This is a genomic window from Kitasatospora sp. NPDC059973, assembly GCF_042737525.1.
Classification (GTDB): Bacteria; Actinomycetota; Actinomycetes; order Streptomycetales; family Streptomycetaceae; genus Kitasatospora.
In genome coordinates, this window is the sequence record NZ_JBHWUI010000214.1 from 1 (window position 1) to 11,992 (window position 11,992).

Below are 11,992 nucleotides of genomic sequence, written 5' to 3' on the forward strand. Positions count from 1 at the left end.
TGGCCCGGGCGGCGGCGCCGAACCGGTGACCTCCGGCCGTGGCTCGGCCGCCCGCCGGGGCCCGGCGGCTAGCGTCGGGCCATGCAGAAGATCACCACCTTCCTCTGGTTCGACGACCAGGCCGAAGAGGCCGCCCGCTTCTACACCTCGGTCTTCGCCAACTCCCGGATCACCGGCGTGACCCACTACGGCGAGACCGGCCCCGGCGAGCCGGGCCGGGTCATGACCGTCACCTTCGAACTCGACGGTCAGCAGTTCGTCGCCCTCAACGGCGGTCCGGTGTTCCACTTCACCGAGGCCATCTCGCTCCAGGTCGACTGCGCCGACCAGCAGGAGGTCGACGACCTCTGGGCCAAGCTCACCGCCGACGGCGGCGCGGCCAGCGAGTGCGGCTGGCTCAAGGACCGCTACGGGCTCTCCTGGCAGATCGTCCCCCGCGTGCTGACCGAGCTGATCGCGGACCCGGACCCGGCCAAGGCCGCCCGGGTGGTGGCGGCGATGCTGCGGATGCAGAAGATCGAGATCCAGCCGCTCCTCGACGCCGCCCGGGGCTGAGACCGCCTCCGCCGCGTCGGTCGGCGCCCCGGCCGACGCCGGGGCCCTCAGGCCCGCTGCCCTTGGGCCCGCTGCCCTCAGGCCCGCTGTTTGACCGCCCGCCGCCTCCGCAGCCGGCCCGGGTTCAGCCGCTCGCCCCGGGCCAGCCTCCGCAGCCGGGCGAACCGGGAGAACCGCTCCCGGTTCGCCACCGAGGCCCGGTCCAGTTCCTCCATCAGTCGCCGGCTGCGGTGCTCCAGATCGAGCTCGTCGAGGATCCGGTCCACCTCGGCCAGCAGCGAACCGTGCAGCTGCCAGGCCTCCGGGTGCTCCTGCACCCGGAGCAGCAGCAGATGGGCGACGTTCTCCCGGCTGGCCCAGGCGGCGGCCAGCTCGGAGGTCAGCCGCCGCTCGGCCTCCTCGGCGTTGCGGCTCACCTGGGTGGTGACCAGTACCGCGAAGCTCACCAGCGCCCCGCCGAGGTGGCTCAGCAGCTCCTCCAGCGCGACCGCGACGTCGGCCGGGAACAGCCGCTCGCCCGGGGCCCGCCGCTTGGCGAGGTCGGTGAGCGACCGGGCCAGTACCCGGATCACCACCACACAGATCTCCAGCGTGTCCAGACCGGTCCGCAGCACCAGCCGGGAGAGCAGCCCCTCGCTGATCCGGGGGTTGAGCCGCAGGCTGTCCTCGGCCTGTCGCAGGGCGCCGTCGACGTCCGCGATGGCCTGGTCGAGCCGGCGGGCCTCGTACAGCCGTTCGGCCGCGCGCTCCACGGGGGTGGGCTCGCCGAGCTCCTCGGCGATGCCGAGCAGCAGGTGCCGGGCCCGCCGGGCGAGGTCCTCGATCGACTCGCCCGCCGTGTCGATCCAGACCGGCGGGGCGAACAGCAGATTGAACAGCAGTCCGACGGTGGCGCCGATCAGCGTCTCCAGCACCCGGTCCCAGGCCTGTGAGGTCACCTGGCTCACGCCCAGGATGAGCATCGCGCTGATCGCCACCTCCTGGACGAACTCGTCCACCCGGACGAACCGCCCGATGATCAGCGAGGCCAGGATGATCATGCCCAGGCTCCACCAGGAGAGCCCGACCACCGAGCTGAAACCGATCGCGATCAGCACCCCGACGACCACCGAGTTGACCCGGCGGATGCTGGTGGTCAGCGTCGAGTAGACGGTGACCTGGACGACCAGCAGCGCCGTCAGGGGGGCGGTCAGCGGCGCCGGCTCGCTGCTCAGCCGAGTGGCCACCACGTACGAGAGCGTGGCGGCCACCGTGGCCCGGACCGTCTGGACGACGAAGGGTTGTCGGGTACTGCGGCGCAGCGTGGTGGCGAAGGTCTCCGGGAGTAGGGCCATGCCGCCCTTCTTTCCCCGTCCTGGCAGCTCACACTGCTGATCCACCGCACCGGCACTCGAAAGAGCCGCTCGTCCGGCCGACGGCGCCGGCCCCGGCGCTAGGGCCGGCTGCGCTGTTCGCGCAGCAGCTTCCAGGGTGCGAGCGCCGATTCGACCTGTACGCCGAGGCTCATCTTGGAGGTGCCCTGGACGCGTTCCTCGAACCGGATCGGCACCTCGCGGATCCGCATGCCGCGCTGGACGGCGCGGTAGTTCAGCTCCACCTGGAACGAGTACCCGTTGCTGTGCACGGACGGCAGGTCGATCGCCCGCAGGGCCTGCGCGCGCCAGGCCTTGAACCCGGCGGTGGCGTCCTTGACCCCGAGGCCGAGGATGGTGTTGACGTAGAGGTTCGCCCAGGCCGACAGCGCCTTGCGGTGCCACGGCCACTCCTCGGCGGTCGAGCCGCCGGGCACGTAGCGCGAGCCGAGCACCACGGCGGTGCTCTCGTCGGCCAGCAGTGTCTCCACCATGACCGGGAGCACCGAGGCGGGGTGCGACAGGTCGGCGTCCATCTGCACCACCACGTCGGCGCCCTCCTCCAGGGCCCGGGTCATGCCCGCGACGTAGGCCCGGCCGAGGCCGTCCTTGTCGGTGCGGTGCAGTACGGAGACCGTGCCGGGCGCCCGGGCCGCGAGCCCGTCCGCGACCTCGCCGGTGCCGTCCGGGGAGTTGTCGTCGACCACCAGCAGGCGCAGACCGGGCAGCTTCAGGTCAGCGAGCAGCCCCGCGAGGACCGGCAGGTTCTCCCGCTCGTTGTACGTGGGTACGACGACAACGACCTTGGGGGAGGCCTCGACCATGTTCTGTCCCTCGCGCGATCCCCGGCCGGTGCCGCGCCGCCGGCGCCCGCAGCCGACCGGACGGGTGTCCACTTCGGTCGGGCGAGTCTAGCCGCGGTCGTACGTGCCCGGTCGCACCGCCCACCGGTGTTCCGGGCCGCGGCCGTCCGGCCGCCGGCCGGCACCCCGGTCCGGGACGTGTCGTCCTCGGCCGGGGTGCCGGGTGTGCCCGCCGGCTGCGGTGCCGGGTGCCTGCCGACGGGCTTCCGGGTGCCTACCGGCTGGGGTGCGATCTGCTCCAGGCGGGGGCGACCAGGGCGATCAGGCCGACGGCGAAGGCGAGCTGGAGGATGTGGCGGATCCAGTCGATGCCCGAGGTGTGCCGCACGCCGACCCAGCCGGCCACCGCGTTGCCCAGCCAGGCGCCCGCGGCGCCGAGCAGCATCGTCAGCCACCAGGGGATCGCCTGCGGGCCACGCAGGATCAGCTTGGCCAGAACACCCAGCACGAAACCGATGAGCAGAATCCACAGGAGCTGGAACATCGCATTCCACCTTTCGATGCGCGTTTCCCCATGATCGCCCGGATCACCCGCTTCGGCACGTCGGCGCGGGCCGCCCGGCGGCGGGCCCGGCCGGGCGCTCAGCGGTCGGCGTGGCTGAGGGCGGCCCCGGAGACCGGGTCGAAGACGTGCAGCCGGTCGGTGTCGATCCACAGCTCCAGCGGGCTGCCCTCGGCGGCCCGGGTGTCGGTGCCGATCCGGGCCACCACCTCGCGCCCGCGCGCGGTGGCGCCGGTGTCCCGCCGCTGCGCGGCCAGCTCCTCCAGCGCACCCGGGACGGCCGCCTCGCCCGCGACCGTGAAGTGCGCGAAGACGTCGGAGCCGACCGACTCCAGCACCTCGACGGCGACGGTGGCCGTCCGACCGCCGTGCGGGTGCTCCAGGAGGGCCGCGTCCTCGAAGTGCTCGGGCCGCAGCCCGACGACCACCTCGCGCGGCGCGTCCGCCGCGGTCAGCCGCTGCCGGAGCCGGTCGCTCACCGGCAGGTCGGCCAGCGCGGTGCTCAGCACGCCCTGCTCCAGGGTGGCGTCCAGGAAGTTCATCCCCGGTGAGCCGATGAACCCGGCGACGAACAGGTTGACCGGCTCGTCGTAGAGCTGCTGCGGCGCGCCGACCTGCTGGACGACGCCGCCGCGCAGCACCACCACGCGGTCGCCGAGCGTCATCGCCTCGACCTGGTCGTGCGTCACGTAGACGGTGGTGGTGCCCAGCCGGCGCTGGAGGCGGGAGATCTGGGTGCGCATCTGCACCCGGAGCTTGGCGTCCAGGTTGGAGAGCGGCTCGTCCATCAGGAAGGCCTTGGGGTCGCGGACGATCGCCCGGCCCATCGCGACCCGCTGGCGCTGGCCGCCGGAGAGGTTGGCGGGCCGGCGGTCCAGGTGCTCGGTCAGGTCGAGGATCCGGGCGGCCTCCTCGACCTTGGCGGCGATCACCGCCTTGTCGGTCTTCGCCAGCCGCAGGGCGAAGCCCATGTTCTCGCGGACGCTCATGTGCGGGTAGAGCGCGTAGCTCTGGAACACCATGGCGATGTCCCGGTCCTTGGGCGCGCGGTCGTTGACCACCTGGCCGTCGATCCGCAGGGTGCCCTCGGTGATGTCCTCCAGGCCCGCGATCATGTTGAGGGTGGTGGACTTCCCGCAGCCCGAGGGGCCGACCAGGATCACGAACTCGCCGTCCGCGACGGTCAGGTCGATGCCGTGGACGGCGACCGCGCCGTCCGGGTAGCGCTTGGTGATGCCGTCGAGGACGATCTCGGCCATGCCCTGCCTGCCTTCCTGGGACGTCTTCCTGCGGGGTGCTTTTTCGGGGGTCAGCCCTTGACGGCGCCGGCGGTGAGGCCGGCCACGATGCGGCGCTGGAACAGCAGCACGAAGACCACGATCGGGATCGTGATCACCACGGCCGCCGCGGAGATCGAGCCGGTCGGCTGCTGGAACTGCGAGCTGCCGGTGAAGAACGCGATCGCCGCCGGGACGGTCCGCGCGGCGTTGGTGGAGGTCAGCGAGATGGCGAAGAGGAAGTCGTTCCAGCAGAAGATGAAGACCAGGATCCCGGTGGTGAACACGCCCGGCGCCGCCAGCGGCGCGATCACCAGCCGGAACGCCTGCGCGGGCGTCGCGCCGTCCACCTTCGCCGCCTTCTCCAGGTCCCACGGGATCTCCCGGAAGAACGCCGACAGGGTGTAGATCGCCAGCGGCAGCGAGAACGTCATGTACGGGATGATCAGGCCCGGCCAGGTGTCGAAGAGGCCCAGGACCCGCTCGATGTTGAACAGCGGCGAGACCAGCGAGATCGGCGGGAACATCGCGATCAGCAGCGACATCCCGATCAGCAGCCGCTTGCCCGGGAAGCGCAGGCGGGCCACCGCGTAGGCGGCCATGGTGCCGAGGACGACCGCGATGGTGGTGGCGATGACGGCGATGCCGATCGAGTTGACCAGCGCGCGGGTGAAGTCCGAGGTCTGGAAGATGCCGCGGTAGTTCTCCAGCGTCCACTTGCGCGGGACGAAGTCGCCGTCGTTCAGCGTGCTCGGGTCCTTGAAGGAGAGCGCGGCGATCCACCAGACCGGGAACAGCGCGTAGAGCACCACCAGCAGGTTGACGACGCCCCAGCCGGCCGCCGCGCGCGTGCGTCGGGAGGTCATCGGCCCTCCGTCCCGCCACCGGGCGCCGAGGCGCCGAACACCTTGATGAAGACCAGCGCGATCGCCGCCACGCAGAGGAAGATCAGCACCGAGATCGCCGAGCCGATGCCCAGGTTGAGCGCGGTGAAGAGGTTGTCGTAGCCGAGGATCGACACCGAGCCGGTGTCGTTGGAGCCGCCGGTCAGGACGTAGATGTTGTCGAAGACCCGGAACGCGTCGAGGGTGCGGAAGAGCAGGGCGACCAGGATGGCCGGCTTCATCAGCGGCAGGATCACCAGCCGCAGCCGCTGGCCGAAGGTCGCGCCGTCCACCATCGCGGCCCGGACGGTCTCCCCGGGGACGAGCGCCAGACCGGCCAGCAGCAGGAGCGCCATGAAGGGCGTGGTCTTCCACACCTCGGCCAGGATGATCAGCCCGATCGCCTGCCAGTGGTCGGTGAGCGGGGCGCTGCCCTCGGGCAGCAGCGCGGCCAGGTAGCCGGTGTCCGGTGTCCAGGCGTACTGCCAGGAGTAGGCGGCGACCACGGTGACGATCCCGTACGGCACCAGGACGGCGGTGCGCACCGTGCCCCGGCCGAACACCGCCCGGTGCATCACCAGCGCCAGCGCGAGCCCCAGCACCAGCTCGATGGCCACCGAGACGGCGGTGATCAGCACCGTCACCCAGAGCGCCTGCCACCAGAACGGGGAGGAGAGCACGGCGGCGTAGTTGCCGAACCAGACGAACTCCGCCTGCTGGGGGAAGCGCAGGTCGTAGCGCTGGAGGGAGAGGTAGACGGCGTAGCCGACCGGGTAGGCCGTCACGGCGGTCATCACCAGCACGGCCGGGGCGCAGAGCAGCCAGCCGAGCCGGCGCTCCTGGCGCGAGCCCTCGGACAGGCCCTTCGGGGCTGTCGCGGGCAGGGTGGGCGGCCTGGTCACGGGATCAGCCCCTTCGAGCCGAGCGCGTCCCTGAGCTGGCCGTTCAGCGCGGAGACGGTGCTCTCCGGCTGCACGGCGGACGGTGGGGAGAGCGCGTGCGAGATCGCGATCGAGACGTTCTGGTAGGCGGGCGTCTGCGGCCGGACGGAGGCGGAGTCCAGCGCCGCCAGCACGTCGGCGGCGAACGGGTAGCTGTCGGTCAGCTCGGCGGCGGTGTAGAGGCTGCGCAGCGACGGCGGCAGGCCGCCCTTGAGCGCGTTGGTCAGCTGGTTGTCGCGGTCGCGCAGGCAGAGGGTGGCCTCCTGGGCCAGCTCGGGGTGCCGGCTGTAGGCACCGACCGCGAGGTCGATCCCGCCGATGGTCACGCTCGCCGGGCGGTCCGGGAGGACGGCCGGGTAGGGCGCCCAGCGGAAGTGCGGGAACAGCTCGGGCTGGTCGGCCTTCATCGCGGGGTAGACGAACGGGTAGTTGAGCTCGAAGGCGGCGGAACCGGACTCCATCGCCAGCCGGTTCTGGTCCTCCATCTGGTTGGAGAGCGAGGGGTCGGCGGCGGGGGAGTGGGCGAGGTCCCGGATCACGCCGGCGGCGGTGACGGCCGGCGGCCCGAGCGAGGGGGCGGTCGCGTCGGGGGTGAGCACCGAACCGCCGGCGCTGGTCACCAGGGTGTTGAACCAGACCGTCAGGCCCTCGTACTGGGCGCCCTGGACCTCGACGAAGTGCGGTTTGCCGGCCTTGGCCAGCGCGTCGGCCATGCCGAGCATCTCGGCCCAGGTGCGCGGCGGGGTGGGGACCAGGTCGTCGCGGTACCAGAGCAGTTGGGTGTTGGAGTTGTACGGGACGGCGTACAGCCGGTCCTTCCAGGTCGCGGTCTTCAGCGCGGCGGCCAGGGTGTCCGCGCCGGCCTGCTCCTTGAGCGCGCCGGTCCACTCGCGGATCCAGCCGGCCTCGGCGAACTCGGGCGCCCAGGTGACGTCGAGGCCCATGATGTCCACCCCGGCGTCGTGCGCGGCGAGCCGGCGCACCAGCTGCTGGCGCTGGCCGTCGGCGGTGCGCGGCAGCTTGTTGTAGCGGATCGAGTAGCGCCCGCCGGAGTTGCGGCCGCAGGAGTCGGCGGCCTGCTGGAGGGCGCCGGAGTCGTCGGGGAAGTTGTACCAGTCGAGGGTGACCGGTCCGCCGCCCCCGTCGGCGCCGCTGCCGCAGGCGGCGAGGGCCAGGGTCAGCAAGTGGACCAGGACGAGTGCGGCCCGGTGACGTGGTCTCGGCACGGCTCTCCCTCCGGTGGCGGCCTGCGGGTGGTCACGCTAGGGCGAGCGGCGGGGGGCGGGCCGGGAGCTGACGGCGCGACACACCCGATACCCGCCGGGTGGGCTAGAGCTGGTCCGACCGCCGCCGCCGCGTGCGGCGGGAACGGCCGGACCGGGCCCGGCGCCGTTCCGCTTCGATCGGCGCCGGCCGGCCGGTGGCTCTGGCGGGCCGGCCCGCACAGCCGCTACGGTCTGGACCATTCACCCGTTCGGCCGATCGGCCGCAGTCCCCGTCCAGGCCCTTCCGGGAGTCGTCATCAACACCCGATCCACCGTCAGCACCCCGCTCACCCTGCCCGATCTGCTGGACGACCGGGCGGCCCGGCACCCCGGACGGACCGCCCTGCTCGTCCCCGGAGGCGCGCCGCTGGACTACCGCCGGTGGCGCGAGCGCGCCGTCCGCGCCGCCCACGGACTCGCCCGCGCCGGGGTCCGGCCCGGGGACCGGGTGCTGCTGCTGTTCCCCAACCGCGGCTGGGACGCGTACGCGGTGGCCTTCCTCGCGGTCCACTACGCGGGCGCGGCCGGGGTGGTGGTCCGCGAGGACCTCGGCCCGGAGGACACCGCGCGGCTCGCGACGGCGAGCGCGGTGCGCCTGGCGGTGGCCGGCCCGGCGGAGGACCCCCGGGCGGCCGCGGCCGGCGTGCCCTGCCTGACGCTCGCCGCGCTGGAGGCGGTGACCGGCGCCCCCGAGGAACCGCCGCACCGGGCCCGCCCCGAGGACCTGGCCCAGGTGATCGGCACCTCCGGCACCACCGGGGCGCCCAAGGGCGTGCACGCCGCGCACGCCAGCCTCACCGCGGGGCAGCGGCTGGATCCCAGACCCCGGCCGTACGCCCACTCGGCGCACGCCGTGCACGCCTTCCCGATCGGCACCAACGCGGCCCAGGTCGTCCTGGTCAACGCCCTGGTCGCGGCGCCCGCGACGATCTGCCTGCCGCGCTTCGACGCCGAGGAGTTCGGCCGGACCGTCGAGGAACACCGGGTCGGCACCGTCTTCCTGGTGCCCTCGATGGCCGTGGAACTGCTGAACTCCGGCGTGGCCCACCGCCGGGACCTCGGCAGCGTGCTGCTGGTCAGCTCCTCGGCGGCCGCACTGCCCGCGCCGGTCGCGACGGCGCTCACCGCCGCGCTCCCCACCGCCACCGTCGTCAACACCTACACCTCCGCCGAGTCCTCGCCGGCCCAGGTATCGGCCGTCGTGGACGCCCGCCGGCCGGGCTCGGTCGGCCGCCCGGCCAACCCGGCCGACCTGCGGCTGCTCGGCGCGGACGGGCACCCGGTGGCGCCCGGCGCCGTCGGCGAGGTCTGGCTGCGCCAGCCCGGCCCGCCGCGCGGCTACGTGGCCGGACCGGGCGAGTCGGCCGCCGTCTTCCGGGACGGCTGGGTGCGGATGGGCGACCTCGGCCGGCTCGACGCGGACGGCTACCTCTACCTGGTGGACCGGGAGAGCGACCTCATCAAGTCCGGTGCGCTGAAGGTCTCCACGCTGCGCATCGAGGACGTGCTGCACGCCCACCCGCGGGTCGCGGACGCGGCCGCGCTGGGCGTCCCGCACCCGGTGATGGGCGCCGTACCGGTCGCCGCGGTGGTGCCCGCCGCGGACGGCCTCGACCTCGACGAGCTGCGGCTGTTCCTGAGCGCCCGGCTCGGTCGCGCCGAACTGCCCGTCCGGATCCTGGTCACCGACCGCCTGCCGCGCAACCCCAGCGGCAAGGTGGTGAAGCACGAACTGCGGGCCCGGTTCACCGAATCGGCCGACCCCGCCCCCGGAACCCCGCCCGCCACCGACCGCGAGGTCGCCCTGGCCGGGCTCTGGCGGCGGGTGCTGGGCCGCCCGGTGCGGGCCGTCGAGGACGAGTTCTTCGCCCTCGGCGGGGACTCCTTCCGGGCCGTCCAGCTGGCCGCCGCGATCTCCGCCGAGTTCGGCGTCACGGCGAGCACCGCCCTGGTCTTCGAACGGCCCTCGCTGCGCGCCCAGGCGGCCTGGCTCAAGGAGGCGCCGACGACGGTCCGGGAGCCGGGCCCACCGGCCGAGGAGGAGGTCTCGGACTTCCTCCGGGAGCTGCGCGCCCAGCCGCACGACGTCCCGCTCACCTCCCAGCAGGAGAACTTCCTGCGCTGGACGGCCGAGGCCGAGGGCCGCAACGTCGGATCGGTGGCCGTGATGTTCCGGGTCACCGAGCCGCTGCGCACCGACCTGCTGGCCGAGGCGCTGCACGAGGTGGCGCGCCGTCACCCGGCGCTGCGGACCCGGTTCGTCCCGGTACCGGGCGCCGGGCAGCCGGGGATCCGGCGCGCGGTGGTCGACGCGGACCCGGGCGTGGAGGTCGTCCTGGTCGAGGCCCCGGGCGAGAGCGACGACGAGGTCTCCGCCCGGCTGGTCGCCGTCCGGGACCGGCTGACCGACATCGCCGAGGGGCCGATGACCCGCCTCGCCGTGGTCACCCGGGGCCCGGACGACCACGCCGTGCTGCTCGCGGTGCACCACATGGTCGCCGACGGCTGGTCGATCGGGGTGCTGCTGCGCGAGCTGGGCGTGCTCTACTCGGCGCTGCGGCGCGGCCGGTCGGCGCCCGCCCCCCGGCCGGGACCCGAGTACCGGGAGCTCGTCGCCCGGTCCAACGCCCACTGGCCGGCCTCCCGCGCCCACTTCGCCCGCACCCTGGCGGGCGCGCCGCCGGCGGTGGAGCCGTTCCCGGGGCGGCGGCCCACCGAGGTCGTGCTGAGCGCGGCCCACCGGCTGGCCGTCGCGCCGGAGCGGGCCGCGGCCCTGCGGGCCCGCGCGGCCGAGGCGGGCGCGACGCCCTTCCAGGCGCTCGCGGCGGTCTGGCTGGGCCTGCTGGCGGAGCGCAGCGGCCAGGGCGACCTGGTGCTGATGACCCCGGTGCCGGGCCGGACCGAACCGGCGGCCGAGCGGGCCGTCGGCTGCTTCGTCCAGTCGCTGCTGCTGCGGATCGACGCGACGGGCGCACCCGGGTTCGCCGAACTGCTGGCCCGGGTCCGGACCGCCTCGACGGCCGCCCTGGACCACCAGCTCTACCCCTTCGCGGAGTTCAGCCCCCGGGTGCCGTTCGCCGCCTGGCTCCGCTACGAGAGCTGGAGCGCGCCGGCCCAGCTGCCCGGGCTGGCCTGCACCGCCTGGGAGGTGCCGCGCAGCGCGACCGTGCCGTACCCGATGCCGGGCGGGGACCGGCACGTGCCGGAGCTGGCGGCGGTCGAGCAGCCGGACGGCGGGCTGGTCTGCTGGCTGCGCTACAACGAGCACGCCTTCGCTCCGGAGACCGTCGCGGAGCTGGCGCAGGCCCTGGAGGCCCGCTTGCCGGAGGCCGCGTGAGGAGGAGGCGGAAGGGGTGCGTGCACGGAGTCGGGAGCGGTCGGAAGCGGCCGTTTTGAACCGGTCGTCCGTCGGCGTCCGTTCTTTCCTGCACAATCGTGCATACGTTCGCCCCTTCGTACAGGAGTCTCGCCCCACCATGTCGCCGCAGACCTCGGACCGTCTCCGACCCGCCGCCACCGTCCTTCCGACGCCCCGGGTGCCACGGCCGGCGCTCCGGTGCGGCCGCCCCACGGCGGGGAGCGGCCGATGAGGGGCCTCGGGGGGTTCCGGCGCGTGTCCGCTGGAGCGAAGCTCTGGGCGGCCGGGCTCGCCGTGGTGCTGATCGGCGCCCTGACCGCCGGCCTGCTGTGGTGGAAGCCCTGGGCCCCGCCCGCCGCCAAGGCGCTGGACCCGATGGCGTTCACCACGGCCGCCGGGGGCTCCCCGCTCTTCGGCAGCGGCGAGCACGTCTACCGCTACAAGGTCCGGGCCGAGAAGGGGCTCAAGGAGAGCCCCGAGCAGTTCGCCGCCGCGGTCGACGCCGTCCTCGGTGACGTCCGGCGCGGCTGGGCCGCCGACGGCACGCGCTCCTTCCAGCGGATGCCCGCCGACCCGGTGGACTTCACCGTCTACCTGGCGAGCCCGAAGACCACCGACCGGATATGCGGCCAGTACGGGCTGGACACCGGCGGGTCGGTGAACTGCGGGGTGGGCCACCAGGTGGTCATCAACGCCAAGCGCTGGAACGAGCTGACCGAGTTCTACACCGGCCAGCCTGAGCAGTACCACGCGCTCGCGGTCAACCACGAGGTCGGCCACATCCTCGGCCTCGGCCACGTCGACTGCCCCGGCCCGGGTCAGCCGGCGCCGGTGATGATGCAGCAGATCAAGGGCCTGCACGGGTGCGTCCCGAACGGCTGGCCCTACTCCGAGACCGGCACCCTGCTCACCGGTCCCCTCCTCCCGCCCGCCACCCCGGCCCCGTAGCCACCCGTGACGCCGGTCGCCCCCCCCAACCACCCGCGCGGTCTCGT

General features: G+C 73.8%; 10 protein-coding genes. 3 read left to right on the forward strand and 7 right to left on the reverse strand.

Translation table 11 applies throughout. The annotated features are described in order from the left end of the window. The first annotated feature begins 81 nt into the window (after window positions 1-81). On the forward strand, window positions 82-555 hold the full coding sequence (locus tag ACFWA9_RS35050) for a VOC family protein (protein WP_352295268.1): 474 nt from the start codon (window positions 82-84) through the stop codon (window positions 553-555). Window positions 556-632: 77 nt separating this feature from the next. On the opposite strand, the gene ACFWA9_RS35055 is transcribed toward ACFWA9_RS35050, so the two are convergent. From ACFWA9_RS35055 to ACFWA9_RS35085, 7 genes are all read right to left on the reverse strand, one after another. Then, window positions 633-1,889, reverse strand: a complete 1,257-nt coding sequence (locus tag ACFWA9_RS35055) for an aromatic acid exporter family protein (protein WP_380392872.1) — start codon at window positions 1,887-1,889, stop codon at window positions 633-635. A 98-nt stretch (window positions 1,890-1,987) separates the two neighbouring features. Beyond that, complete coding sequence (locus ACFWA9_RS35060; RefSeq protein WP_380392875.1) at window positions 1,988-2,731, reverse strand: polyprenol monophosphomannose synthase; 744 nt, start codon at window positions 2,729-2,731, stop codon at window positions 1,988-1,990. Window positions 2,732-2,984: 253 nt separating this feature from the next. Continuing rightward, window positions 2,985-3,254, reverse strand: a complete 270-nt coding sequence (locus ACFWA9_RS35065; protein WP_329491344.1) for a GlsB/YeaQ/YmgE family stress response membrane protein — start codon at window positions 3,252-3,254, stop codon at window positions 2,985-2,987. A gap of 98 nt (window positions 3,255-3,352) precedes the next feature. Further along, a complete protein-coding gene (locus ACFWA9_RS35070; protein WP_380392878.1) occupies window positions 3,353-4,531 on the reverse strand; it encodes an ABC transporter ATP-binding protein in 1,179 nt (392 codons plus the stop codon). Window positions 4,532-4,581: 50 nt separating this feature from the next. Continuing rightward, the gene (locus tag ACFWA9_RS35075; protein ID WP_380392881.1) at window positions 4,582-5,415 is read right to left on the reverse strand and encodes a carbohydrate ABC transporter permease; all 834 of its coding nucleotides are present in this window, start codon (window positions 5,413-5,415) and stop codon (window positions 4,582-4,584) included. Beyond that, on the reverse strand, window positions 5,412-6,335 hold the full coding sequence (locus ACFWA9_RS35080) for a sugar ABC transporter permease (protein WP_329491347.1): 924 nt from the start codon (window positions 6,333-6,335) through the stop codon (window positions 5,412-5,414). The genes ACFWA9_RS35075 and ACFWA9_RS35080 overlap by 4 nt, the downstream gene beginning before the upstream one ends. Beyond that, complete coding sequence (locus ACFWA9_RS35085; RefSeq protein WP_352295258.1) at window positions 6,332-7,600, reverse strand: ABC transporter substrate-binding protein; 1,269 nt, start codon at window positions 7,598-7,600, stop codon at window positions 6,332-6,334. The genes ACFWA9_RS35080 and ACFWA9_RS35085 overlap by 4 nt, the downstream gene beginning before the upstream one ends. A gap of 343 nt (window positions 7,601-7,943) precedes the next feature. On the opposite strand from ACFWA9_RS35085, the gene ACFWA9_RS35090 reads away from it, so the two are divergent. Together ACFWA9_RS35090 and ACFWA9_RS35095 are read left to right on the forward strand one after the other, a co-directional pair. Next, a complete protein-coding gene (locus ACFWA9_RS35090) occupies window positions 7,944-10,976 on the forward strand; it encodes an AMP-binding protein (protein WP_380392886.1) in 3,033 nt (1,010 codons plus the stop codon). Between the two features lie 276 nt (window positions 10,977-11,252). Continuing rightward, the gene (locus ACFWA9_RS35095) at window positions 11,253-11,945 is read left to right on the forward strand and encodes a DUF3152 domain-containing protein (protein WP_352295256.1); all 693 of its coding nucleotides are present in this window, start codon (window positions 11,253-11,255) and stop codon (window positions 11,943-11,945) included. The last annotated feature ends 47 nt before the right edge of the window (window positions 11,946-11,992 follow it).

Bases quoted from the DNA above. Each gene is read 5' to 3' on its own strand.
- ACFWA9_RS35050 (WP_352295268.1), top strand. From the start codon at position 82: ATGCAGAAGATCACCACCTTCCTCTGGTTCGACGACCAGGCCGAAGAG.
- ACFWA9_RS35055 (WP_380392872.1), bottom strand. From the start codon at position 1,889: ATGGCCCTACTCCCGGAGACCTTCGCCACCACGCTGCGCCGCAGTACC.
- ACFWA9_RS35060 (WP_380392875.1), bottom strand. From the start codon at position 2,731: ATGGTCGAGGCCTCCCCCAAGGTCGTTGTCGTCGTACCCACGTACAAC.
- ACFWA9_RS35065 (WP_329491344.1), bottom strand. From the start codon at position 3,254: ATGTTCCAGCTCCTGTGGATTCTGCTCATCGGTTTCGTGCTGGGTGTT.
- ACFWA9_RS35070 (WP_380392878.1), bottom strand. From the start codon at position 4,531: ATGGCCGAGATCGTCCTCGACGGCATCACCAAGCGCTACCCGGACGGC.
- ACFWA9_RS35075 (WP_380392881.1), bottom strand. From the start codon at position 5,415: ATGACCTCCCGACGCACGCGCGCGGCGGCCGGCTGGGGCGTCGTCAAC.